The organism is Bifidobacterium sp. W8104 (genome assembly GCF_016100735.1).
GTDB classification, from domain to species: domain Bacteria; phylum Actinomycetota; class Actinomycetes; order Actinomycetales; family Bifidobacteriaceae; genus Bombiscardovia; species Bombiscardovia choladohabitans.
In genome coordinates this window covers 932,533-957,342 of the sequence record NZ_JACFRW010000001.1, presented here as the reverse complement: position 1 = coordinate 957,342, position 24,810 = coordinate 932,533, and the positions used below count along the sequence as shown (strand labels likewise).

Here is a 24,810-nt window from a genome sequence, read left to right as displayed (position 1 = left end):
ACCGGGAAATCCGTCGTCGAGAAGAGAGGAGCACACTGATGGCGCAGGATCCGCTGGATGCCGCTGCCCAGGCCAAGAGAATCTGGGATTCGGTCCTGCAGGTGCTCCGCTACAGCAGCTCACTGACCTCCAGGGACAAGGGCTGGCTTGAGGACATCACCCCAGAGGCGGTCTTCGGCACCACCATCGTTCTGCGGGTCTCCTCCAAGGCCACCCAGGAGGCTGTGCAGGGACCGCTCAGCCAGCCGCTCCTCAATGCACTGCAGCTGGTCACCAACCAGGAAATGTTCCCGGCCATCAAAATCGTCTATCCGGAGCAGATGGCCAAGCAGAAGGCTGCCAATCAGCAGAACGACCAACGCGCCTCCGCCTCGGGCAGCGGCGAGTTCCGTCAGGTTCCCAGGCCTGCCGAGGATCCCTACGGCGACTACCGGCGTCAGAGCAGCACCGATCGAGCCCCCAGTTCGGAGACCCGCCCGGACTGGCGGACCGAGGCTGCTGAAACCTCCAAGTCCCCGATTGTTTCCGTCAACGACTTCCATGAAGGCACCTATGTGCCCATGACCTTGGATATGCAGGCCGAACTGTCCGAGCCCTCCCCCACTATGAGGCCAACGGCAGGCACTGATGCCGACCAGCCGAGTGAGACAGAGAGGACCGCATCCCGGCCCGCCTTCACCGTGCCTCGCTTCCCCATGAGCCAGAACCGGGTGGAGCGCGATCCACAGACCCACCTGAACAAAAACGCCACCTTCGACACCTTCGTCCCAGGCGACTCCAACCGCTTTGCGCGGACCGTGGCTCTGGCCGTGGCCGAAGGATCAGGTCAGGACTTCAACCCCTTGTGCATCTACGGCAGCTCGGGCCTGGGCAAGACCCACCTGCTCAACGCCATCGGCAACTATGCTCTGGTCAAGGATCCCTCGCTCAAGGTCCGATACGTCAACTCGGAGGAATTCACCAACGAATTCATCGACGCCCTGCAGAACTCGACCCAAGGATCGGGTCAGATCGCGGAATTCAACCGCCGCTACCGGCAGGTGGATGTGCTCCTTATCGATGATATTCAATTTCTTGGAGGTAAGGAAGCCACCCTGGACCAGTTCTTCCACACCTTTAATGCCCTCCATGACGCCAATAAGCGCATCGTCATCGCCTCGGATGTGGCTCCCAAGAATCTGAAAGGCTTCGAATCCCGACTGATCTCACGCTTCGATTCAGGTCTGACCGTGGATGTCAAGCCACCAGACCGGGAGACCCGGGTGGCCATCCTCAGAATGATGGCTTCCATGAACGGAGTCAGCATTCCCAACGAGGTTCTGGATCTGATTGCGGAACGCTTCACCGAGAACATCCGGGAGCTTGAGGGGGCCCTGACCCGTGTCACCGCCGTGGCCAGCCTCAACAATCAGCCGGTCACCACGGCCCTGGCCGAACAGACATTGCAGGACTTCTTCTCAACGGACGTGGAGATCAAGCCCACTGACATCATCTCCCAGGTGGCCAAGTACTTCCATCTGACCTTCGACGATATCGTCGGCCGCACGCGCACCAAGAACATCGCCCTGGCCCGGCAGATCGCCATGTATCTGGCCCGGGAAATGACCAGCATGTCCTTGGTCGACATCGGTGAGGTCTTCGGCGGCCGCGATCACACCACGGTCATGCACGCCTACACGCGCATCTCCAATGAGATGCAGGAAAAGCGGGAGATTTACAACTACGTCATGGAACTGACGGTCCGGCTTAAACAACCTCAGAATTGATGCGACACGCAGACACCAGTGTGTACCGACAGAAAAAGATATCCACCTACTTATCCCCGGATGTGGGCAAACCTTGGGAATAACCCACCGGTTTTCTGGGGATAAGTGGTGAATTTGTAGCGAATAAACACCGTGCTTTTGTGGATAACCTGACAAGAATTCGCCCCTGTGGATAACTTGCCTTTTTAGTCACATCGATTTCACCACTTATCCACACCTCTTAAACGAAGCCTATCCACCGCGTTGCAGGGATTTGAAAACTTATCCACACCATCCACCGAGCTTATTACGATGACTCTATGTATATTTATGCAATAACCGTCGTCACATTCAAGCACATCTGCTTGCTCCAACCACATCACCCGACCTATTCGATAGAATGAGTCCAGTTCATTCATCGACAAGAAGGCTCCCATGAAAGTAGAAGTGAATTCATCCGCACTCTCGGATGCAGTGGCCTGGACCACCCGCATCATTCCCTCCCGACCGGCTTCGCCGATTCTGGCGGGCATCAGGATGGAAGCCTCTGACGGAACTTTGAAGCTTTCTGCTTTCGATTACGAGGTTTCGGCAAGAAACCACATCGAGGCAGGGATCGATGAATCCGGAACGGCATTGGTGCTGGGCAAACTGCTGGCGGATATCACCAAATCCCTGCCATCGGAGAAGACCTACCTGTCAACCGAGGGATCCAAGATGACCATAACCTCGGGCAAATCGACTTTTTCCCTGCAGCTGATGCCTGACAGTGAATATCCCGACCTCCCTGCCGTTCCCGAGCCCATGGGCCAGGTGGATGCTGAGACCTTTATCCAGTCCATCTCCCAGTCCATCGTCGCTGTTTCCAGGGAAGAGAGCCGCCCGGTCCTGACCAGCGTCAAGACCGAGATCACCGGGGACAAGGTGGTCATGACCGCCACCGACCGTTTCAGGTTGTCCCGTTCGAGCTTCACCTGGACTCCTCGGGACGCCGACTTTTCCACCTCCATGCTGATCCGCGGCTCTCTGTTACGGGACATCGCCCGTTCCCTTGACGAGCACCAGAATGTGACCATGGATTACGAGGCCGACAACCCCACCATCATGGGCGTGGAAAACGCTGGCAAGATATCCACCACCCAGCTGATTGACGGGGAATTTCCGGCCGTGGATCGTCTCTTTTCAGACGAATACCCCATCCAGGCGGTCATCGCCCGGCAGGATCTGATTGATGCCATCAAGCGTGTGGCCCTGGTAGCCGAGCGCAACGCCCCCATCCGTATGGTCTTCTCCGGCAACGAGGTGACCCTGAGCGCAGGCACGGCCGACGAGGCACAGGCCCATGAGGTTCTGCAGGCGGATCTGGACGGTGAGGACATCACGGTGGCCTTCAACCCCAGCTATCTGATCGACGGGTTGGGCGCCATCGCCGAGCCCTTTGTCCGCATCAAGATGACCTCGGCGGTCAAGGCCGTGGAGTTCAACGGTCAGCAGGAGCAGGATTCCGAGGAGTCCATGGACTACCGTTACCTGCTGGTGCCCATGCGCTTCAACAACTGACGCCCGGGCAGGTTCGAGGAACAATCGCCGTGCACATCTCCCGTCTGGTTCTGGATCACTTCCGTTCCTGGGAGCACTGTGTCCTCGATCTGGAGCCCGGGGTGACCATTCTGGAGGGGCGCAATGGCCTGGGCAAGACCAACCTGGTCGAGGCCGTCGAGGTCCTGTCCACCGGCGGCAGCCATAGGACCTCGTCCTCTCTGCCCCTGGTGGAGCGTGGGCAGTCCAAGGCCACCATCAGGGCCAGGCTGGAGCAGGACGGGACCGCCACCGACTATGAGCTGACCATTGCCGCCAAGGGAGCCAACCGCGGAAGAATCAACGGCGGGCCGTCCCTCTATCAGCGTGACCTGGTAGGTCGGGTGCCCTGCGTGACCTTCAGCCCCGAGGATCAATTGATGGTCTCCGGAGAGCCGGCAGCCAGGCGGGCCGTGCTGGATCAGGCCGGCAGTCAGCTCGATGCCGACTACTTCCAGGTTCGGCAGGATTTTCGCCATGTGGCCAGGCAACGCGCCGCCCTGCTCAAGCAGCTCTCCCAGGCGGGCCATGACCCCTCAGGTGATGGGCGTGAAGCCGCCCTGTCAGGCCTTGAGGTATGGACCGGGCAGTTCATCCGCACCGGGCTGGATCTGAGCCGACGACGAGCGGCTCTGGTAGAGGCCCTGGACCAGCCCTTCAGCGATCTGTATGGCCGGCTGGCAGGCCCCGATCAGGATGCCCGATTGACCTACCGGCCATCCCTGGAGGAGATCGGGCCCGATAGGCAGACCGGTCCCGAGGTCGCCGAGGCCGTCAGTCGTCACTTTCAACGGATATACCCGGGGGAAGTGGCCCGGGGCACCAATCTGATCGGCCCCCAGCGCGACGATCTGGCTTTCACCCTTAACGGTATGCCTGCCAGGGAGTTCGCCTCCAACGGTGAGATGTGGACCCTGGCCCTGGCTCTGAGGCTGGCTCTGCTGCAGGTGGTCAAGGATCGTCGCTCTCTGGAGCCCATCGTCATTCTGGATGATGTCTTCGCCCAGTTGGATCGGGGCCGCAGGGACCAGATTCTGGACTTTGCTCGCCAACAGGACCAGGTGCTGATCACCGTGGCCGCCGACAGCGATATTCCCTCCCTACAGGGAGCCAGGCTGGTGGATGTGTCCGGGCTGAAGCCTGTGCAGCCATCCGATCCGGCCGCCCAGGATCCGGCCATCGCCAGTGCCATGCAGGACCTGCGTCGAACCAGGGGGACGGCCAATGGCGACTCGGATATGTCGGATGAGGCGGAGGGGAACGACCCGTTATGAAGGCGCCCATGGTTGAAACACTGCACCTGGATCAGCGGCGGCTGCCGGCCCTGGTCTTCGAGGGTTGCACCCGACGGGCCGCCACTCGTCGGCAGCGGGAGGACAATTCCCGCAAGGCCTGGTACGCATTCGGCGAGCCCGGCCGCGACCCAACCAAACTTGGAGGCGTGGTGACCAGCCTGGCTGCCGGAAACGGGTGGACCAGCCATCTGAAGGTGGCCCGGCTGCGCAACCAGTGGGACAGTGTGGTGGGACCCGGCATCGCCGCCCATTCGAGGGTGGTTTCCTACCGGGATGGCGTGCTGATCATCCAGGCGCAGACCACGGTCTGGGCCACCCAGCTGACCTACCTGGTCCCCCAGCTCAAGGCGACCATTGTCAAGCGGCTGGGCATGCCGGTCAAGCAGATTCGGGTGACCGGCCCCCACAACTACAGCTTCCGCCGTTCACGGTTCGATCCGCCGGGCCGAGGCGTACGCGACACCTACGGGTGAACCCTTAATCTGCGAATACCGTTTTGCCAGCTTTCTGTAAGCCTAAAGTCCCCTAGCGCTGGTAATCTATAGGTTATAGGGTCAAACGCTTCCAAGGCCCCTTTATGGACGATTTGGAACCTGGTGACCATGACTCGATCCCCCGCTCGACTACGAACGGAAGCCGCTTTGTCGTCAGTGGCCGACGATGGGGGTGCAGAAAGGACTATCCGTGGCAGAACTCAACACTGACCCGTCCCGGACCCCGCAAGAGGGTCGGGAGCATGAGGAGGACAAGCCTCAGGATGACGGTATGACGGGCCAGGATCAGCTGGACGACGCGCAGCTGGATGACTCGCTTTCCCCAGAGCATTATGACGCCAGCGATCTGAAGGTGCTGGAGGGGCTGGAGGCGGTCCGCGTCCGTCCCGGCATGTACATCGGCTCGACGGGCCCCAGGGGCCTGCATCACCTGGTCTACGAAATCGTCGACAACTCGGTCGACGAGGCCCTGGCCGGGTACGCCGACCATATTGAAGTCACCATCCTGCCCGACAACGGCATCCGCGTGGACGACAACGGCCGCGGCATCCCTGTGGACGAGGTGCCAGGCGAGGGCAAGAGCGGCGTCGAGGTGGTGATGACCAAGCTGCATGCCGGCGGAAAGTTCGGTGGCGGCGGCTACGCGGTCTCGGGCGGCCTGCACGGCGTGGGCATCTCCGTGGTCAACGCCCTGTCCACCCGGATCGATGTCCAGGTGCGTCGACAGGGTTACCATTGGCATCAGAACTTCCACAACCAGAAGCCCACCGCTCCCCTGTCCAGGGACCAGGCCATGGGGCCGGACGAGAGCACCGGCACCTCGGTGACCTTCTGGGCCGATCCCAAAATCTTCGAGACCACGGTCTATGACTTCGAGACCCTGCGCAGCCGCTTCCAGCAGATGGCCTTCCTCAACAAGGGCCTGCGGATCATCCTGACCGACCTGCGTCCCAATGACCAGGCCGGCGACGAGGTGGCGGGCGAGGAGCAGACCCCGGAGCAGAAGGGCCAGTCCGTCAGCTACCAGTATGCCAACGGCATCAAGGACTATGTGGACTACCTGGTCAAGGTCAGGAAGGCCACGCCTGTGGAGGCCGAGGTCATCGACTTCGAGGCAGAGGACCTGAAGCTGGGCATCTCCGCCGAGGTGGCCATGCAGTGGACCACTGCCTACTCGGAGTCGGTGCACACCTTCGCCAACACCATCGCGACCACCGAGGGCGGTACCCATGAAGAGGGGTTCCGAGCGGCCCTGACCAGCATGATCAACCGTTACGCCAGGGACAAGAACATCCTCAAGGACAAGGATGACAACCTCTCTGGCGATGACGTGCGCGAGGGATTGACCGCCGTGGTCTCCGTCAAGCTGACCAATCCCCAGTTCGAGGGCCAGACCAAGACCAAGCTGGGCAACTCCGAGGCCAAGACCTTCGTCCAGAGGGTCATGACCGAGAGGCTGAGCGACTGGTTCGACGCCCACCCAGGCGAGGCCAAGTCCATCATCCAGAAGGCCATGGAGGCCTCCCGGGCCCGGATCGCAGCCAAGAAGGCCCGCGAGAACACCCGTCGCAAGTCCATCTTCGAGACCGCCGGCATGCCCGACAAGCTCAAGGACTGCCAGTCCAGCGACCCCGAGGAGTGCGAACTGTTCATCGTGGAGGGCGACTCCGCAGGCGGCTCGGCCATCCAGGGGCGCAACCCCATGACCCAGGCCATCCTGCCCCTGCGCGGCAAGATTCTCAACACGGAGCGGGCCAGCCTGGACCGCATGATGAAGTCCGACACCATCGAATCCCTGATCACGGCCGTGGGCGGCGGATACGGCGAGGACTTCAACATCGACAAGGTGCGCTACCACAAGGTCATCATCATGGCCGACGCCGATGTGGACGGCGCCCACATCGCCACCCTGAACCTGACCCTCTTCTTCCGCTACATGCGGCCCATGATCGAGGCCGGCTACGTCTACGTGGCCATGCCGCCGCTCTACCGGCTCAAGTGGACCAAGGGGCCCCACAGCTTCGTCTACACCGATGCCGAGCGCGACAGGGTCCTGGCCGAGGGCAAAGCCTCCGGCCGGCAGCTGCCCAAGGGCGAAGGAATCCAGCGCTACAAGGGTCTGGGCGAGATGAGCTATCAGGAGCTCTGGGAGACCACCATGGATCCGGAGCACCGCATCCTCAAGAAGATCCGCATCGATGACGCCGAGCAGGCCGACGAGACCTTCACCATGCTCATGGGCGACGAGGTCGAACCCCGGCGTCTGTTCATCCAGCGCAACGCCCACGACGCCCGTTTCATCGACGCCTGAGACGGACGCCCTCCCCTTTTCACCATTTGAGCTAAGGATCGATTTTGGCAGACGATAACAACAACGACAACAGTCCGGACCAGGACGGCCTCAACCTGCCCGACGGGTCTCGCGAGCCGCTCAGCCCCCAGGAGATGGACAACACCGATTACGGCCTCCTCAAGGGCGAACGGATTCAGCCCATTGACCTCCAGCAGGAGATGCGGGAATCCTACCTGTCCTATGCCCTGTCCGTGATCGTGGAGCGGGCCCTGCCCGATGTCCGCGACGGCATGAAGCCGGTCCACCGCAGGGTCATCTACGCCATGTACGACGGTGGATACCGGCCCGATCGCGGCTACAACAAGTGCTCGCGCGTGGTGGGCGACGTCATGGGCAAGTACCACCCCCACGGCGATTCGGCCATCTACGACACCATCGTGCGTCTGGCCCAGTCCTGGTCCATGCGTTATCCGCTGGTGGACGGCCAGGGCAACTTCGGCTCACCCGGCGACGACCCGGCGGCCGCCATGAGGTACACCGAGTGCCGCATGGCCCCCCTGGCCATGGAGATGGTGCGCGACATCGACAAGGACACAGTCGATTTCATCCCCAACTACGACGGCAAGACCCAGGAGCCCACGGTTCTGCCCTCCCGCTTCCCCAACCTGCTGGTCAACGGATCAGCCGGCATAGCCGTGGGCATGGCCACCAACATTCCTCCGCACAACCTGCGCGAGGTGGCCAAGGGCGTGCACTGGGCCCTGGAGCATCCCGAGGCATCCAAGGAGGATCTGCTCAACGCCCTGATCGCCATCATCAAGGGGCCTGACTTCCCCACTGGCGCCACCATTCTGGGTCACAAGGGCATCGAGCAGGCCTACCGGACCGGACGCGGGCTCATCACCATGCGGGCAGTGGTTAACACCGAGGAGATCCGTGGGAGGATGTGCCTGGTGGTCACCGAGCTGCCCTACCAGGTCAACCCCGACCGGCTGGCCTCCTCCATCCGCGAGGCCGTGCGCGACGGCAAGATCCAGGGCATCGCCGATATGCGCGACGAGACCTCGGGCCGCACCGGCCAGCGCCTGGTCCTGGTGCTCAAGCGCGATGCCGTGCCCAAGGTGGTCCTCAACAACCTCTACAAGCACACCCAGCTTCAGCAGACCTTCGGGGCCAACATGCTGGCTCTGGTGGACGGGGTCCCCAGGACCCTGAGCCTGGACGCCTTCATCCGCCACTGGGTTGACCACCAGCTGGACGTGGTCGAGCGGCGCACCCGCTATCTGAAGCGTGAGGCCGAGGATCGAGACCACATCCTGCAGGGTTATCTGAAGGCTTTGGACATGATCGACCAGGTCATCGCCCTGATCCGCGCCTCCAAGGATGTGGAGACGGCCCGTACCGGTCTGATGGAGCTGCTGGACGTGGACGAGGTCCAGGCCGATGCCATCCTGGCCATGCAGCTGCGTCGTCTGGCAGCCCTGGAACGGCAGAAGATCCTGGACGAGCACGAGGATCTCATGCGCAAGATCGCCGACTACAACGACATCCTGGCCCATCCCGAGCGCCAGCGCACCATCGTGGGCGACGAGCTGGACGAGATCGTCGACAAGTACGGCGATGAGCGTCGTACCCGGATCGTCCCCTACTCGGGCGAGATGAACGTGGAGGACCTGATTGCCGACGAGCAGGTGGTGGTCACCGTCACCCACTCCGGCTTCGTCAAGCGGACCAAGGCCGACGAGTACCGGGCCCAACACCGCGGCGGCAAGGGCATCCGCGGGGCCAGGCTGCGCGAGGACGACGTGGTGGACCACTTCTTCCTGACCAGCACCCACAACTGGCTGCTCTTCTTCACCAACAAGGGCCGGGTGTACCGGCTCAAGGCCTATGAACTGCCTGAGGGTTCCCGCGACTCCAAGGGGCAGCATGTAGCCAATCTGCTCCAGCTGGGCCCGGGCGAGCGGATCGAACAGGTCCTTTCCCTGCACGGCTATGACGATGCCGACTATTTGGTTCTGGCCACTCGGACCGGACGGGTCAAGAAGACTCGCCTTGCTGAGTATGATTCGCCCCGCCAGGGTGGTCTGATCGCCGTGCGGCTGATGGAGCTGGGTACCGTTACCGACGAGGAGGGACAGGAGGTGCCCCAGAGCGACGAGCTGGTGGGTGCCGCCCTCTGCAATGCCGATGACGAGATCATCCTGGTTTCCCGCAAAGGTATGAGTGTGCGCTTCCCGGCCGATGACTCCACTCTGAGGCCCATGGGTCGGCAGACCGCCGGTGTCCAAGGCATGCGGTTCCGCCCCGGTGACGAGTTGCTGAGCATGGACGTGATCGCCAGTGAGTCCGAGGATGACCTGCTGGTGGTCACCGACGAGGGCTTTGCCAAGCGAACCGCCCTGAGCGAGTATCGCCTGCAGGGCCGCAACGGCTACGGCGTCAAGGCCATCGCCATGGTGGAGGGCCGGGGATCCTTGGTCGGCGCCCTGGTCGTGAACGAGGACGACCAGATCATGGCCATCATGAAGTCCGGCAAGGTCATCCGCTCCGATGTGGCCGAAGTCAAGCGGACCGGTCGCAACACCCAGGGGGTCACCCTGGCCAAGCCCGACAAGGGCGACGAGATTCTTTCCATCGCCCGTAATGCCGAACGTGACGACCAGGAAGGGAACGCCGGTCAGAGTGACCTGGCTCCCGCCGATCCCCTGGCAGCCAAGGATCAGCCCATCGCCACCACCGGAACCGGAGACGGCCAGAGCCTGACCCAGGAGGACTGAGTTGGTCCGCTACCAGTCTGACAAGACTGGTAGCCTCATAAGAAGTCATGCAGGCCCAGCGGCGGTATGCGCGGGCCATTGAACGCAAGGATCAAGGAGTGCCGATGAGCCAGGATGATCAGGAGCAGGTCAAGGCCGGCAAGCAGGGTGCTGGTAAGTCCCAAAAGGGGAAGACCAAGGCTGATGAATCCGCACAGGGCGAGTCCCGTCGGTCATCATCGGTCACTCCCCCGGCTCCTGCAGCCGGCAGGACGGCATCGGGACGTTCAGCAAGAACCACAGCCTCGGCTGCCGGTCCGGTCAAGGTATCCTCATCCCGTCCTGTCCGGCCTGTGGCTTCGGCTTCGGCGGCGCGTCCCCACGTGCCTCGGGCCCGGCGCATGCAGCTGTCCCTGACCCGGTTGGAGCCCTGGTCGGTGGCCAAGGTCACCTTCCTGCTGGCCATCGCCGGGGGCATCATACAAGTGGTGGCCGCTGCCCTGCTCTGGTTCCTGCTCAACGCCATGGGGCTCTTCGACAACCTGACCCAGGTCATTTCCAAGACAGGTCTGGACGCGGGTGGTTTCGATCTGGGCCAGGTGCTGAGTCTGGGGACGGTCCTGAGTTCGGTGACCATCTTCTCCATTTTCGAGATTGTCATAGTAGTGGTTCTGGTCACCATTTTCGCCTTCCTGTACAACCTGGTCAGCTCCCTGGTGGGCGGCATCCACGTGACCTTGGGCGACGACTGAACACCTGCTCGGAGCAGTCAATCGGCCGATAGACCCGGGAGCGTTTTAGACTGGAATTATGCTCTCGACGTACTTGGACTATTTCAGCGGCTCCTTCGGCATATCTCTGGTCTTTTGGCCCCTTGCCTCGCTGATTCTGACCCTGCCCATCCTTGCCCTGATTTACAACCGCTACCACCGGCTGCGGCTGACCGCAGCCATGGCGGCCTACCTGACCGTCTTATACCTGCTGGCCTTGGTCTTCTTCACCCTCTGGCCCATGCCCGACGATCGTGCCGCCTTCTGTGCCAGCCATCATCTGACTCCCCAGCTCAACCCCCTGCAGTTCCTGACCGACCTGAGCACAGGCGGACGGATGGCCATGCTGCAGATCCTCCTCAATGTGGCTTTCTTCCTGCCCCTGGGCTTCATTATGGGGCGGGTCTTCCGCTGGCGCTTCATCCTGGCCCTGCCGGTCGCCATCCTGGTCTCCCTCTTCATTGAGACGGCCCAGCTGACCGGGGTCTTCGGCATCGTGGGCTGCGCCTATCGCCTCTTCGACGTAGACGACCTGATCTGGAATACCTCAGGCGCCATAATCGGCTACCTGGTGGCCATGGCGGCCAACAAACTCGTTCCCACCCGTCAGGCTGACGCCGCCCAGTTGGTCACCAACCCCGGGTTCATACACCGTGCCGTCTCCCTGGCTTTGGATCTGCTCCTGGCCACCATCCTGTCCATGTCTCTGGGAATGGGCATGACCTATGCGGTCCATCGCCTGGGCACCTATCAGCTGGACGGCCACTACCGCTTTGGCGGGCTGCTGATCGCCACATCCGCTCTGGATGTGTTCGGGACCGTGGTGGATCTGGCCATGCTGCTGATTTTCGAACTGCTTATCCCCCTGCCCCGCCGGGGACGGACGCTGGGTGCCACCTTCACCCACATGACTATCGAGACCAAGCAACGGCATGGCTGGTCCCGCTTCTTCTTCTATCTGTTCCGGACCGCAATCATCCTGGCCGTTTTCGGCCCCTGGACCGGCAACGTTCAGATTGCAACGCGTATCCTGGCCCTGCTCCTGCTGGTCTTCTATCTGATCAAGCGGCAGATGCCCTACGACCTCCTGCCCGGGACAGCCTACCGGGAGGAGGACACAGGTGCGGAGGAATCCCCCGACGACCGGCGGGGGTGAAGCCTGACCTCGGACAGGATGATGGCGGCGAAGATGATGGCGAAGCCCAGCAGATGGGTGGCCGTCAGCTCCTCGTGCAGGACCAGGACCGAGACCATCATGCCGAACAGGCTCTCTGAGCACAGGATCAGCGAACCCTGGGCGGCGGGGACCCTGGAGAAGGCGATGTTCTGGAAGTTCTGGGCCATCAGGGTCGAGATCAGCGTCAGATAAATCATGGAGCCCAGGGTTGAGGGCGTGAAGTCGGCCGCAGTGGGGAAGGAATCGAAGATCAGCGCACAGACCAGGAAGAGGATGCCGCCGAAGAGCAGCTCCAGGTAGGTCAGCGTGGGGGGATCGAACTTCTTGGTCAGGAAGCCGGTGATGACCAGGTTGACCCCGTAGAGTAGGGCACCGGCCAGGGTCAGTAGGTCGCCGGTGCTCAAGGACAGCCCCTGTCCCCCGCCTTGGGCCGGCAGCGAGATCAGAGCCACGCCCAGGATGCAGATGGCAGCAGCGACAAAGTGGCGCAGGGCCGGCCGTCGACGGGCCATGATCCAGACCAGGAAGGGCACAAAGATACAGTAGGTGGCCGTCAGGAAGGAGTTGCGGCCCGGAGCGATGGTGGTCAGTCCCATCATCTGCAGGCTGAAGGCCGCCCAGTAGCTGACCCCTAGGATCAGCCCCGGTACCAGGGTGTGTATGGCCCCGGTTCGGCGCAGCCGAGGCAACAGAAAAGGCGTCATGATGACGATGGCGCACAGGATTCGAATGCCCATCAGCCAGCGCACGGTCAGGGTCTCCATGGCAACCTTTTCGAAGGTGTATCCGGCTCCCCAGGCGGCCGCGGCCATCAGCAGCATCAGGCGGGCCAGCCAGGTGGAGGGTTTCCAGGACGAAGAGGGTGCGGAGGTAGACATGTTTCGACTCTAACCGTTCCCGTCCACAAGTGAGAATTGATTCGCACCATGTTTGCCCGAGTTCGGCTTCGGGCAAGCGGGGTCCGCCATGCGGACATCTCCGATATCATGGAAGAACGGTGATAACGGCGGCCATGGGTCCTCGGCCGCCGGGGTAAGGAGTGTGCGCCAGGATGATCAGAATCGCAGTGGTGGATGACGATTCCATCAGCTGCCGGACCATGGTCAATTACCTGAGCCGCTACCGCAAGGAACGCCAGGAAGAGCTGTCGGTCAGCGTCTTCACCGATGGCAAGGCCTTTGCGGACGGCTATCGGCCCGTGTATGACATCCTTCTTCTGGACATTCAGATGACCCCCATGGACGGAATCGAGGTGGCCCGCAGGGTCCGTGCCCGTGACGAGTCAGTGGTCATCGTCTTCATCACCTCCGCCCCCCAGTACGCCATAAACGGCTATGAGGTGGGCGCACTCTCCTACCTGCTCAAGCCCCTGCCCTGGTTCGCCTTCTCCCAGGAGTTGGACCGGTCCATCGCCCAGGTGCGCGGCCGCGTGGACCTGTCCATCCTGATTACCGAGGGTGCACGATCCACCCGGATTCCCCTCAAGGACATCGTCTTCATCGAATCCGTCCGCCACAGCAGCGTCATCCACACCTTGGGCTCCTCGCTGACCACGAACAGCACCTTGAAGAGTCTGGAGGGCCAGCTGGACCAGCGGGGATTCTTCCGATCCAACTCCTGCTACCTGGTCAATCTGGCCCATGTGACGGGCATGGAGGACCAGGACTGCATTATGTCCACCGGTCAGCGGCTGCGGGTCAGCCGACCCCGCAAGAAATCCTTTATGACGGCTCTAACCGCCTACGTGGCAGGTCGGCCATGACCACCACCCACATCCTCAACGCCCTGCCCGACATACCCCGGCTCTATACGGCCATCAGCGAATGGCTGGGTTGCCTGGTCTACCTGTTGGCCATCGGGCCGAGAATCTCCCGCCTGCGGATGGCGGCGGTCCTTCTGCCTGGTCTGGCCGTGCTGGTTGTCGTTCAATACTGGGCCGGCACCCTGCCTATCGCCTTCTGGATCATCAGCATGTGCCTGGCCGTGGCCTGCATGTACGCCATCATCATGCTGGCTTCAGGGTTGGGGGCGTTGGATGGGGCCTATCTGCTGGCCCGTGCCTTCGTCCTGGCTGAACTGGTTGCCTCCCTGCACTGGCAGCTGGACTCCTTCATGCGGCCTGCCGGCCACGGCCTGTACGACCCGGCCTCGTTGATCCTGCTGGTGCTGATCTACGGTGGTGTAGGGCTGCTGGCCTGGGTGGCGGAGCGGCGCAACTTCGCCGATGCCCAGCCTTCCGTGCCTGGACGCAGCGTCTTCATGGCTGCGGTCATTGCGGTGGTCACCTTCGCCATGTCCAACCTGAGCTTCGTCTCCACCAACACCCCATTCTCCGGTCGGGTCGGTCTGGAGATCTTCTACATCCGCACCCTGGTGGACCTGTGCGGGTTCGCCATGCTCTACGCCCAGCAGGAGCAGCTGCGGGAGAGCCATACCAGCGCCGAGCTGGCCTCCATCAACGCCCGGGCTTACAGCCAGCATCGGGAGTACATGCGCTCCAAGGAGAATCTGGAGGCCATGGGAAGGCTTGCCCACGACCTCAAGCATCAGATTGCGGCCCTGCGCTCGCAGATGGATCCTGAGCGCAAGTCCCAGGACTTCGAGGAGCTGGAGGCTGCGGTCGGACGGTATGGAGCGCAGCAGCACACCGGCAATCCCATCCTTGACGTGGTCATGTCGACCAAGGAGCGCATTTGTTCCGAAGAGGGGATCACCCTGACCATGGTGGCTGACGGTTCGCTCTTGGAGGGGATGGCGCCCATGGATGTCTCCACCCTCTTCGGCAACGCCTTGGACAATGCCATTGAGGCCTTGAGGAAGGTCAAGGAACCCGACCGCCGTCTAATCAAGGTGGCCCTGTACGCCCGGGGACAATTCGTGGTGATTCGCATTGAAAATTATTTCGCCTCGCCTCTGAATTGGAAGGGCAACGGCGAATTGGCCACCACCAAGACCAGGACCGACGGTGGCCTGCATGGGTACGGGGTCAAGTCCATCCGGCACATAGCCCATCGCTACCAGGGCGAGATAACCCTACGTACCGAGCATCACTGGTTCAGCCTCTGTGTACTCCTGCCGAGGGAGGGCGATCAGTTGAAGCCCATGGCGGCATCGGCGACCTTATAGCCCAGACGGATGGCCAGGCGGCCCGGCCGGCCCGGCATGTTGATTATCCGACAGAGCAGGGTGGAGCGCACGTCGGAGGCGATGACGGGGGAGCGGTGCTCCAGCCTTCGCCAGAGCATGTCCTTGTTCCGGTAGTTGCTGGGTTTGCGAGAGAGGATCAGGAAGACCGAGGTCACTACGCAGTTGATGGACAAATAGTGGATCATATAACGATAGAGTCCACGGGGAACCGTCCCCGGGTCAGGAGTTGAATCCGCCATGAGCCCGTTGACCAGCAGCAGTTGTGAAACACGGGCGATCATGATCGAGGTCTGCACCGACTGGCCCTGTCGACCGGTGTGATAGCGGTAGAAATTCGTGTCCAGGTAGAGCAGGGTGTGTACCCAGGGCAGGGGCTGATAGGAGTAGATGAAGTCCACGTAGTAGGTGTGCTCGGGCAGACGGGTATGGGCCTGACGGAGCACCTCGGTGCGCAGGATCAGGGCGTGCATGATCATGTACTGGGCCAGCCCGAACCGCCGCAGGTGGTTCCAGTCCAGCATCCGTCCCGGGTCCATGACGCTGCGGAAGTTGATGACCCGCTTATGCTTGCGGCCTTCCTTTTCGTAGACATAGTTGGTGACCACCATGTCCACCGGATCCGTACGTCGCGACTGGTCGCGCAGCTGATCCAGAACCAGGCCCAGGGAGGTCGGGTCCACCCAGTCGTCGGCATCGACCACCTTGACATAGCGGCCCCTGGCAGCTGCCAGACCCGTGTTGACCGCGCCGCCGTGGCCCTTGTTGGTCTGGCTGATCAGGCGGACAATGTGCGGGTGACGTTCCCGGTATGACCGCACCACCTGTGCTGTGTCATCGGTGGAACCGTCATCGACCACGATGACCTCCAGATCGTCCCCCTCCCGGCTCAGAAGCGAATCCAGACAGGTCGGCAGATGCCGGGCCATGTTATAGGCAGGGACGATGAAGGTGAGAACGAGCGGGCTCGTGGGGGCCGGACGGTCAGCTGTCATGAACGATCACTTCGCAAAAGAATGGGTCGGCGGGTATATCGGCGGCCGTTGTATGCGACCACTGTACATGATGGGTTTGAGGAAAAGGCCCCGCCCCTCTGGATGCCGATGCATGCCGGTTCATTGACAGCCGGGGGAGTGGGGCCGGAATTTTACTGGGCGCTCGTCTCGGATTCGGTGGGCTCCTGACGGAAGATGACCTTGAAGATGGGGAAGAAGACCCAGAAGGAGATGGCCGAGTTGATGATCATGGTGACCAGATCAGCAATGGTGGTCCCCAGGCCGCCCCAGTTCAGGGTGTGCTGGAAGAAGCCGTAGATGGGGTCCTTGTACCAGCCCTGCAGTGCCGCCGCGATGATGGTGATGATTACGTAGGCCACCAGGTACCAGAAGGCCGCCTTCCAGACCGAGGAGTTGGACTTGAAGGTGATGTTGCGCTGGAGGAAGAAGTTGATGACCTGGGCGATCAGCAGGGTGATCTCCACCGCGAGGAAGTAGGCCAGGCCGCCCCCGCCGCCGTGGCCGATGGATCCGGCCGCGTAGTCGAACAGGTAGTAGGGCTTGCCGCCGACGGTCCCCATGCGCCAGATCTGGAAGTTGGTGCCGACCAGGGAGGTGCCGTTGAAGATGGCCTTGAGCACGGGCATGAGCACCAGCTGCAGGACGGTGACCCCGTTGGACAGGATGAAGAAGACGATGAACTGGGCCAGGGTGGTGTGCCGGTCGCTGAACCGCCGCCACCAGCGGACAATCGCCCACTGCGAGGCCGTCGCCGCCTTCCCCTGGGCCGGCTGTCCGGCCTGCTGGCTGTGCTGATCACTCATGATCGAGCTCCTTTCCGGTCTTGCGGTTGGCGGACATGTTCCTGAAGAATCCGGCGATGAATCCGCCCAGCCCCCGCCATAGGTGGCCATTGGGGATGCGCACGATGGCCTCGACCATGGCCGTGTCGATCAGCCCGTTGGTCATCTTGGCCATGGCCCTGGGGGGCATGTTGAGCAGGAAGAGGGTGTTCAGGTCGGGGTTGCCGGTCTTGGCCTCGTGGCGGCTCTCGCTCTTGGCCAGGAAGTTGGCCACGAACCTGGCCAGGGCGCTTCTGGAGTCCTTCCAGGATGAGAGCGGATCGTTGACGCCGAAGGTGCTGACGGCGCCCTGTCGGACCACCGGGTGGCCGAAGAGTGCTGTCACAGCGGCATCGTCGACCTCCTTGACCCGGCCGGTCAGATAGGCGCCGAGGGCAGGGTCGGGACCCTGCGGGTCGACGGTGCCCTGGACTCTCAGATGCCCGCTCAGCTCCATCTTGCGCGCGTCGGACCCGATCATGATGGTCCAGTCGCCGGACTCGACCTGCCAGGAGTTGCTGACCGTATCAAAGTGTCGGAAGGTCATCTGGTCGAAGTCGATGCGGACCTGGGTTGACTGGCCGGCCTCCAGGCTGACCTTCTTGAAGCCCTTCAGTTCGCGGACTGGTCTGAGTACGCCTCCCCTGGGCGCCTGGACGTAGAGCTGGGGAACGGTGGCCCCCTGCCTGTCCGAGTCGTTGGTCAGGGTGAAGGTGACTCCCTTGTCGTCCACGGTCAGATCGGCGTAGGCGAAGTGTGCATAAGACAGGCCATAGCCGAAGGGGAAGCGTTCCTCCACGTCGGCGGTCAGGTAGTAGCGGTAGCCGACGAAGGGCCCCTCCCGGTAGATGGATTCGTGCGCGGGGTCGGGGTACCAGTCGGCGCTGGGGCAGTCGGCATAGGACTTGGGCCAGGTTTCGGCCAGGTGGCCGGAGGGGTTGATCCGGCCGGTCAGGATGTTCAGGGTGGCTGAGGCCCCAGCCTGCCCGGACAGTCCTATGTAGAGGACGGCATCGCACTGGTCGATCCAGTCGGTGGTGACGGGGGAGCCCGCCACCAGGACGACCACCAGGGGCTTGTCCGTCGCACCAAGGGCCTTGATCAGGTCGACCTGGTTGCTGGGAATGTCCATGTGGGAGCGGTCCAGGCCCTCGGATTCGCTGCGTTCATCCAGGCCCACGCAGGCGACGATCACGTCGGCCTGGCCAGCCGCAGCCACGGCCTGGTCGATTAAAGACTGGTTCTTCTCGCCATGGCGTTCGTATCCCTGGCTGTAGGAGGCCAGCTCCAGGCCGTCGCCGTTGCCCTGCCTGAGCAGGTCCAGCATGCTCTCCTGCTTGGCTGCGTTGACCTTTGAGGATCCGGATCCTTGGAACCTGGCGGTTTTGGCCATATCCCCGACCAGGGCGATCCTGGTGCCGGCAGCCAGTGGCAGGCGTCCCTCCCGGTTGACCAGAAGGACGGCGGATCCCTCGGCGATGCTCCGTGCCACCTGATGGTGGTCCCGTATCTGATCCGCGGTCAGGTTCCCATCAGGATCCATGTCAGAGTGGTAGGTCAGCTTGGCCAGCCGTGCCACCTCTTCGGCCCGGGCATTCAGGTCGGCTTCCGCCAGGCGGCCCTCCTGCACGGCCTTGGCAACCTGTCGCACGGAGTCATAACCGGCCTGGGGCATCTCCAGGGAGGAACCATTGGCGGCTGCTGCAACTGCACTGTTGGAGCCGCCCCAATCCGAGACCACCATGCCGTCGAACCCCCACTCCCTGCGCAGGATGTCCTTGAGCAGGTGGGGATTCTCGTTGGCATAGGTGCCGTTGACCATGTTGTATGAGGTCATGATGGCCCAGGGGTGGGCCTGGCGCACGGCGATCTCGAATCCGGTCAGATAGAGCTCGCGCATGGTGCGCTCGTCCACCACGGAGTCGGATGCCTGACGGCGCAGCTCCTGGCTGTTCATGGCGAAGTGCTTGGGGGTGGCGGCCACGCCCTGGGACTGGATGCCTTCAATCAGGCCTGCAGCCATACGACCGGCCACCTGGGGGTCTTCGGAATAGTATTCAAAGTTTCTGCCGCACAGGGGGTTGCGCTTGATGTTCATGCCAGGACCCAGAACCATGTTGACGCCCAGACTTCTGGCTTCGCTGCCCAGCGCTTGGCCCATGGTCTTGGCCAGCTCCGGGTCCCATGAGCAGGCCACGGTGCCGGCTGTGGGGAAGCAGGTGGCGGGCTTGGATTTGCCCATGCCTAGGTTGTCCCCTGATCCGGTCTGGCGGCGTAGGCCGTGCGGGCCGTCGCTTAGGACCATGCTCGGGATGCCCGCCCTCTTCAAGGCTCGGGTCGCCCAGGTGGATTTTCCGGAGAGCAGCGATGCCCGTTCCAGAACTGTCAGATCCTTGACTTCCATGGTGTTCCCTCTCCACGACTCCTTCGGTGGTTAACCGGCCAGTCTCCCAGAGAGGTCAAGACCCGTGTCGAAATTCTCTTCAGGTTCAGAAAACACCGAAGTTTTCTGGTAAAGGCTCGGTTCTGCTTCGTTTGTATTATCGGTGTTTACACCTCCATGTGCAGCACTTTGAGACCAACCTGTTCGATTGGGCGCATAAATGGTTGTTGGCAGCGCCTTCTCTTGACATGAAATGCTGTTCTCTTGGAAGAATTCCTTCAGCTACTTTTACTAGTCCGAGAAGGGCGTGTGCATGCGAACCTGCACACTGTTTGAGTAGCGGAGTTTCGGGCTTGAGTAAACCATTTGCATGCAACTATTGACTAGGGTTAAGTAAGAATGCGAGTCGTCCATATCATCCGGGAATGCTTCGCTTTTGGAGTCTATCCCTATACGAGTCTTGATTGTCTACGGTGTGGCTCATTACAAGCTCTAAGAACGAAATATTCGTTTCGGTCCCTAACTATAAGAGCTTGCTGCGAGAAACTACTAAACCAGCAGAATCGTTATGTGAATCCTCTATAGGTGCCAGCAGATTAGGGTGTCAAAGCGACAGGTTGTGCTTTTCCCGAAGATTGCTGGAAAAGTGATGGATATTCTGACCGTGTTCGAAACAACTGAGATGTTAGGGAACGTACAGGGCGATTCCTCATCGCTGATGACCGTCGTCGGTGCTTTCCCCAAGTGTCAATGAAGAGACTGCAAGGAGAAATCGTGGAATCGGAAAAACCGAAGAAACTAAAGATGAGCGGACGGACGTTCAAGCGGATATGGATCACCGTTATCGTGGTCATCCTGGCTCTGGCTGTGGCTTTGACCGTGGCTGGCAATTCTTTTGCCAGTGTGCTTGACAGTTACCTGGGTGGGGGCCACGTGGTCGTTAAGAAAGCCCCGGGAACTTCAGCCTGGAACACCACTTACAACGCCAAGGCCACCAATTCTATGCAGGAGGCCAAGACGAAAAGCGATTCCGTCTCCCAGAGGGTAACCGATGAGGGCATCGTCATGTTGAAGAATGACGGTGTACTACCTTTAAAGGAGCAAAGTATAGTTTCGCCCTTCGGAGCGGGATATATGGACCCAGCCTATTCCGGTAGTGGAGCAGCGGCTACGACGGACAAGGAGATGATTACCTCCGAGCAGGGGCTCAAGCATTATTTCAAAGTAAATGATGCAACAGTCCAAGCCATGAAGGGAGCTAAGACTTCGTCGCCAGGTGCTGCGCCAGGCACCAAGGCACTGAATGCGGACAAGAACTCGGTCCAAGCCATCATGGACAAGGGGAAGTCAGCTCATATCGATGAGTATGATCCCAGCATCTATACGCCACTTGCTGACAAGGTCAAGGACACAACGGGCATAGTTTTTATCAAGCGTTCAGGTTCCGAAGGAATCGACAAGCGCACGCAGGGGTATGACGATGGAACTCCACATTATCTGGCTTTGACTGCAGCGGAGAAGAACACAATCAAGTTTGCCAAGGATCACTGCGCATCGGTGATTGTGGTGCTCAACAGTGCGAATCCTATGGAGCTGACCCCAATTATGGGTGGAGAATTTGAGGCTGATGCCATTGTATGGACCGGCACCACTGGCTCTCGCGGGTTTGAATCACTTGGCAGGATACTGAGCGGAAAGGTTAATCCTTCCGGTCGCTTGACAGATACCTATCCGACCGATTTCACCAAGGACCCAACTTTTGCCAATTTTGGTGAATACCACTACACCAACACCAAGGTCAAAGATCAATCAGTCTTGGGCGATTTCATGCCTGGAGCTAACCGCGGCACCATCGATCGTCCTTATGTCGAATATGAAGAAGGTATATACGTTGGCTATCGCTATTATGAGACGGCCAGTGTCGAAGATCCTGATTTCATCTATGGCAGGCTGAATAAGAACGGCGGCATCGTCCAACCTGGCGCTGTGGCCTATCCTTTCGGCTACGGAATGAGCTACACCTCTTTTGACCGGAAACTCAAGGATGTTCAGGTGTCCGGCGGGAAGGTGGAAGCCACCGTCGAAGTAAAGAATACCGGCAAGGTCGCTGGCAAGGATACCGTCCAGCTGTACTACACAGCTCCCTACACCGACTATGACAGGAGCAATCATGTGGAGAAGTCTGCCACCGAACTGGGCGCCTTCGCCAAAACCAAGCTTCTACAGCCTGGTGCTGGGCAGGAGATCAAACTGAAGTTCTCCGAGGACGATATGGCTTCCTACGACTACCACCATAGGAATCATGACGGTTCCACCGGTGCCTATCTTCTGGAGGCCGGGAATTACATGCTGCAACTCAAGAACAATTCCCATGATGTCCTGGACACCTACCAGTTCACTGTTGCCAATACCCAGTTCTATGAAGGCAACAATCCACGGCAGTCTGACAAGGATGCACAATCCAAGCTCAACGACAAGGGTGAACCGACAGGCAAACCTGAACAGAAGGCCGGTTTCAAGGCGCCCAGCAACCATTTCCAGACCATGAACGCCTATATGGATGAACAGGGTGTCACCCAGCTTTCACGTAGCAACTGGAAGGGAACCTTCCCAACAGCCCCAGAGGGACGTAAGGGTGTGGCTCCACAGGTTGCTCTGGATGAATTCTCTTGGTTTGACAAGTTCGACCCTGATACCGATAAGGTTCTAGGCAATGACAAGGCCAGCAAGGTCTACCAAGACAAGGAGCCTAAATCCAAAGCCAAGCATGATCTGGCTCTGATCGACCTGCGTGGCGAGGATTACAACAGCAAGAAGTGGGACCAGTTGCTGGATCAGATTGATTGGCAGGGTGATAAGAAGAGCATCACTGAGGTTCTTTTCAAGGCCGCCTACCAAACCGCTGCGATTCCGTCCATCGACAAGCCTGCAACTGTGGATAAGGACGGTGCCATGGGATGGAGTATCAAGGGCGCCTCATCCTGGGCAGGCGCCAATGTCATAGCCTCCACTTGGAACGTAAATCTTCTGAAGGAGATGGGTGAGGCCCTGGGTGAGGAGGGTCTGCAATCTGGTCTGAACGCTTGGTATGCTCCTGGAGTCAATACTCACCGGTCTCCTTTCAGCGGTCGTGTCTACGAGTACTACTCTGAAGATGGCCTCCTGTCCGGGAAGCTGGCTGCGGCCTCGATAAGCGGTGCTGGAAATAAGGGCATCTTCAGCTATTTGAAGCATTTTGCGCTCAACGAGCAGGAGACCTTCCGCGATATGTACCTGGCTACTTGGGCTAATGAACAAGCAGTGCGCGAGATCTACTTGAAGCCTTTTGAAATTGCCGTCAAGGAGGCTAGGAGCACTGAAAAGTACATTGGTGACAGCAAAGGGACGATGACAACCAAGGTCATTCGTTCGGCTACGGGCATCATGTCTTCCCAGAACAGCATTGGAGGTGTGATCGGGTTTGCGCATCGTGGTCTGCTAACCGATGTACTCCGCGGCGAGTGGGGCTTCCAAGGCGCAGTAATCACGGATCTTTATCCAACTAAGCAGCATCAGCTGCGCGATATGACTCTTCGCGCAGGCAACGATCTCTTCATGAACCAGATGGAGAACGCGGCGAAGGATTACGACAGCCCGACCGCTCGTATGGCTATGAGGAAAGCCCTGCACAACATTGGCTACGCCACAGTGAATTCGAACGCCATGAATGGCATCACTCCAAGGTCACGGCTGGGATATTCCATGAGTCCTTGGAAGAAACTGCTCTACGGAATTGATGTGGCTATCGTAGTTGTGGCAGCTCTCATCGTTTTCTGGATTGTGCGGCGAGGACTTGACGAAAAGGCCAACCCGGACCGTTACAAGAAGCCAAAGAGCCGTAAAAAGGTCAAGGCGTAATGGTGTAAGGGCTCAGGATCCAAGGATCCGCATCTGATCAATCATTGGATCCAAGCCCAATTGGGGCAACCGTGATTCAACGGTTGCCCCAGTTTTATGTTTGGCGGCCCATGATGCTGACCGTAAAGTCAGGGGGAGGGGGGATGTACTTTCCAAGAATCATGCGGTTTCAATAGGTGAGGCCTGTCAAATGTTGGAAGGTTCGTGGAGATCTTCTTGATGCCGTCGACACCCGGCACGTTCCAAAGAAAAGAGTGTTTAAAGCGGACTTGGTGGGCGGCATAAAACTGTTATTTTGGCGCTGCGATCGGTTCCCTGACGGGTGTTATGGGACTAACCAGGATTACTCTCTTGCTCGTTTTGTTGTTCGAATGAGAGATTCTTGAGGTCCGTTTCCCGATAGAATTCTGTTATGGCCCAAGGCAAATTCTGTGTTCAGCCTCAGTGTTCTACTCATTCACGTTTGTATTGGATGTGGATTAGAGGGACGCGTCTGGTTTTCTCGATGAATCCGGCCCCTCGCCGTGCCCCTATTATCCTTTACCTCCATGGTGGTCCAGGCGATGCCTGCATTCCGCTGACCATGCGCTACAACGCGGCCTTGGAGCGCGATTTCCGCTTCATCAACCTGGACCAGCGGGGCAGCGGGCTGTCCTACCATCCCTTTGCCCCTGGCGAGGTGGTGACCATCGATTCGATGGTCGAAGATGTTCACCAGTTCGTGCTGAAGCTGCTTCGAGCCTACGGACAGGATTCCCTGATTCTTATCGGTCATTCCTGGGGCAGCGTCCTAGGGCTGGAGATGGTGAAGCGCTATCCGTCGCTTGTCCGCTGCTACATCGGCCTTGGACAGGTTGTCAGCATGCGCGCCGCCCTTCAGCTAAGACGGCATTGGGGGCAACAGAATCTGGGTCCTCGGCTTGCTTCGATCGTCAGCAGGGAGAGTGGCGCTGCTGATATGGTGCTGCTGATCAATGAGCTGCTGTCTCGTGGCGGGGTTGCCATGCTGTTCAGATCCTGGAAACGGATCATGACCTATCTACGCTCGCCCTACTACAACTGGTCGCGTCTGCTCAACCATGCCAAGGGGGTGGCTCAATCCCGCGCTCGCTTGAATGCAGAGCTGGAGCAGGTCGATTTCAGCGGGCAGACTTCTTTCGGGGCGCCGGTATATTTCATCAGCGGCAGGTACGACCGTCATCTGCCAGGTATCCTGGTTGAGCGGTTTGCAGATGGGCTGAAGATGAAGAGCCCACATCGGTTCATCCGCTTTGATCGTTCTGGACACTGCCCACAGTGGGATGAGCCAGAACGGTTCGCGGCGACGGTTAAAGCCCTCTGCCTGTAGCGCTCTATTGATAAGCCAAGGCTGCTTTGCCGATCGTACCCATTCGCATGGTGTAAATACATGCTGCACACGACGAAATCTACTAATATG

General features: G+C 60.1%; 16 protein-coding genes. 12 read left to right on the top strand and 4 right to left on the bottom strand.

Annotation, left to right across the window (positions count from 1 at the left end):
• Window positions 1-38 precede the first annotated feature (38 nt).
• The 8 genes from dnaA (at window position 39) to H3U89_RS03550 (ending at window position 12,090) form a co-directional block, all read left to right on the top strand.
• On the top strand, window positions 39-1,766 hold the full coding sequence (dnaA, locus tag H3U89_RS03585; RefSeq protein ID WP_198178467.1) for a chromosomal replication initiator protein DnaA: 1,728 nt from the start codon (window positions 39-41) through the stop codon (window positions 1,764-1,766).
• A 414-nt stretch (window positions 1,767-2,180) separates the two neighbouring features.
• The gene (dnaN, locus tag H3U89_RS03580; protein ID WP_045934804.1) at window positions 2,181-3,305 is read left to right on the top strand and encodes a DNA polymerase III subunit beta; all 1,125 of its coding nucleotides are present in this window, start codon (window positions 2,181-2,183) and stop codon (window positions 3,303-3,305) included.
• A 29-nt stretch (window positions 3,306-3,334) separates the two neighbouring features.
• Window positions 3,335-4,597, top strand: a complete 1,263-nt coding sequence (recF, locus tag H3U89_RS03575) for a DNA replication/repair protein RecF (protein ID WP_198178468.1) — start codon at window positions 3,335-3,337, stop codon at window positions 4,595-4,597.
• 8 nt (window positions 4,598-4,605) lie between these two features.
• Window positions 4,606-5,091: a DUF721 domain-containing protein gene (locus tag H3U89_RS03570; protein WP_232345485.1), complete on the top strand. Its 486-nt coding sequence runs from the start codon at window positions 4,606-4,608 to the stop codon at window positions 5,089-5,091.
• 292 nt (window positions 5,092-5,383) lie between these two features.
• Window positions 5,384-7,423 (top strand): DNA topoisomerase (ATP-hydrolyzing) subunit B, encoded by a 2,040-nt coding sequence (gyrB, locus tag H3U89_RS03565; protein WP_232345729.1) that lies wholly within the window; start codon window positions 5,384-5,386, stop codon window positions 7,421-7,423.
• A 44-nt stretch (window positions 7,424-7,467) separates the two neighbouring features.
• Window positions 7,468-10,185 carry a DNA gyrase subunit A gene (gene gyrA, locus H3U89_RS03560; protein ID WP_198178470.1) on the top strand — a complete coding sequence of 906 codons (2,718 nt, stop codon included), beginning with the start codon at window positions 7,468-7,470 and terminating at the stop codon, window positions 10,183-10,185.
• A gap of 104 nt (window positions 10,186-10,289) precedes the next feature.
• Window positions 10,290-10,916 carry a DUF3566 domain-containing protein gene (locus tag H3U89_RS03555; protein ID WP_198178471.1) on the top strand — a complete coding sequence of 209 codons (627 nt, stop codon included), beginning with the start codon at window positions 10,290-10,292 and terminating at the stop codon, window positions 10,914-10,916.
• A gap of 58 nt (window positions 10,917-10,974) precedes the next feature.
• On the top strand, window positions 10,975-12,090 hold the full coding sequence (locus tag H3U89_RS03550; protein ID WP_198178472.1) for a VanZ family protein: 1,116 nt from the start codon (window positions 10,975-10,977) through the stop codon (window positions 12,088-12,090).
• Here the strand turns inward: H3U89_RS03550 and H3U89_RS03545 are convergent.
• Window positions 12,036-12,989: a DMT family transporter gene (locus tag H3U89_RS03545; protein ID WP_198178473.1), complete on the bottom strand. Its 954-nt coding sequence runs from the start codon at window positions 12,987-12,989 to the stop codon at window positions 12,036-12,038. The genes H3U89_RS03550 and H3U89_RS03545 overlap by 55 nt on opposite strands.
• 173 nt (window positions 12,990-13,162) lie before the next feature.
• Here H3U89_RS03545 and H3U89_RS03540 point away from each other — a divergent pair, with 173 nt between their 5' ends.
• On the top strand, window positions 13,163-13,873 hold the full coding sequence (locus tag H3U89_RS03540) for a LytR/AlgR family response regulator transcription factor (RefSeq protein ID WP_198178474.1): 711 nt from the start codon (window positions 13,163-13,165) through the stop codon (window positions 13,871-13,873).
• Window positions 13,870-15,237, top strand: a complete 1,368-nt coding sequence (locus tag H3U89_RS03535; protein WP_198178475.1) for a sensor histidine kinase — start codon at window positions 13,870-13,872, stop codon at window positions 15,235-15,237. The genes H3U89_RS03540 and H3U89_RS03535 overlap by 4 nt, the downstream gene beginning before the upstream one ends.
• On the opposite strand, the gene H3U89_RS03530 is transcribed toward H3U89_RS03535, so the two are convergent.
• From H3U89_RS03530 to H3U89_RS03520, 3 genes are all read right to left on the bottom strand, one after another.
• Window positions 15,201-16,250 carry a glycosyltransferase family 2 protein gene (locus H3U89_RS03530; protein ID WP_198178476.1) on the bottom strand — a complete coding sequence of 350 codons (1,050 nt, stop codon included), beginning with the start codon at window positions 16,248-16,250 and terminating at the stop codon, window positions 15,201-15,203. The two genes, H3U89_RS03535 and H3U89_RS03530, sit on opposite strands and share 37 nt — an antisense overlap.
• 152 nt (window positions 16,251-16,402) lie before the next feature.
• Window positions 16,403-17,074, bottom strand: coding sequence for a hypothetical protein (locus H3U89_RS03525; RefSeq protein ID WP_198178477.1), 672 nt, complete (start codon window positions 17,072-17,074; stop codon window positions 16,403-16,405).
• Complete coding sequence (locus H3U89_RS03520) at window positions 17,067-19,496, bottom strand: glycoside hydrolase family 3 C-terminal domain-containing protein (protein ID WP_198178478.1); 2,430 nt, start codon at window positions 19,494-19,496, stop codon at window positions 17,067-17,069. The genes H3U89_RS03525 and H3U89_RS03520 overlap by 8 nt, the downstream gene beginning before the upstream one ends.
• 753 nt (window positions 19,497-20,249) lie before the next feature.
• Here H3U89_RS03520 and H3U89_RS03515 point away from each other — a divergent pair.
• Entirely contained in the window at window positions 20,250-23,372 is a 3,123-nt protein-coding gene (locus tag H3U89_RS03515) for a glycoside hydrolase family 3 C-terminal domain-containing protein (protein WP_198178479.1), read from the top strand.
• Window positions 23,373-23,784: 412 nt separating this feature from the next.
• The gene (locus H3U89_RS03510) at window positions 23,785-24,720 is read left to right on the top strand and encodes an alpha/beta fold hydrolase (RefSeq protein WP_198178480.1); all 936 of its coding nucleotides are present in this window, start codon (window positions 23,785-23,787) and stop codon (window positions 24,718-24,720) included.
• The last annotated feature ends 90 nt before the right edge of the window (window positions 24,721-24,810 follow it).

Bases quoted from the DNA above. Each gene is read 5' to 3' on its own strand.
- H3U89_RS03530 (WP_198178476.1), bottom strand. From the start codon at position 16,250: ATGACAGCTGACCGTCCGGCCCCCACGAGCCCGCTCGTTCTCACCTTC.
- H3U89_RS03510 (WP_198178480.1), top strand. From the start codon at position 23,785: ATGGCCCAAGGCAAATTCTGTGTTCAGCCTCAGTGTTCTACTCATTCA.
- dnaN (WP_045934804.1), top strand. From the start codon at position 2,181: ATGAAAGTAGAAGTGAATTCATCCGCACTCTCGGATGCAGTGGCCTGG.
- H3U89_RS03545 (WP_198178473.1), bottom strand. From the start codon at position 12,989: ATGTCTACCTCCGCACCCTCTTCGTCCTGGAAACCCTCCACCTGGCTG.
- H3U89_RS03525 (WP_198178477.1), bottom strand. From the start codon at position 17,074: ATGAGTGATCAGCACAGCCAGCAGGCCGGACAGCCGGCCCAGGGGAAG.
- H3U89_RS03555 (WP_198178471.1), top strand. From the start codon at position 10,290: ATGAGCCAGGATGATCAGGAGCAGGTCAAGGCCGGCAAGCAGGGTGCT.
- dnaA (WP_198178467.1), top strand. From the start codon at position 39: ATGGCGCAGGATCCGCTGGATGCCGCTGCCCAGGCCAAGAGAATCTGG.
- H3U89_RS03535 (WP_198178475.1), top strand. From the start codon at position 13,870: ATGACCACCACCCACATCCTCAACGCCCTGCCCGACATACCCCGGCTC.
- H3U89_RS03550 (WP_198178472.1), top strand. From the start codon at position 10,975: ATGCTCTCGACGTACTTGGACTATTTCAGCGGCTCCTTCGGCATATCT.
- H3U89_RS03520 (WP_198178478.1), bottom strand. From the start codon at position 19,496: ATGGAAGTCAAGGATCTGACAGTTCTGGAACGGGCATCGCTGCTCTCC.
- H3U89_RS03570 (WP_232345485.1), top strand. From the start codon at position 4,606: ATGGTTGAAACACTGCACCTGGATCAGCGGCGGCTGCCGGCCCTGGTC.
- gyrB (WP_232345729.1), top strand. From the start codon at position 5,384: ATGACGGGCCAGGATCAGCTGGACGACGCGCAGCTGGATGACTCGCTT.
- H3U89_RS03540 (WP_198178474.1), top strand. From the start codon at position 13,163: ATGATCAGAATCGCAGTGGTGGATGACGATTCCATCAGCTGCCGGACC.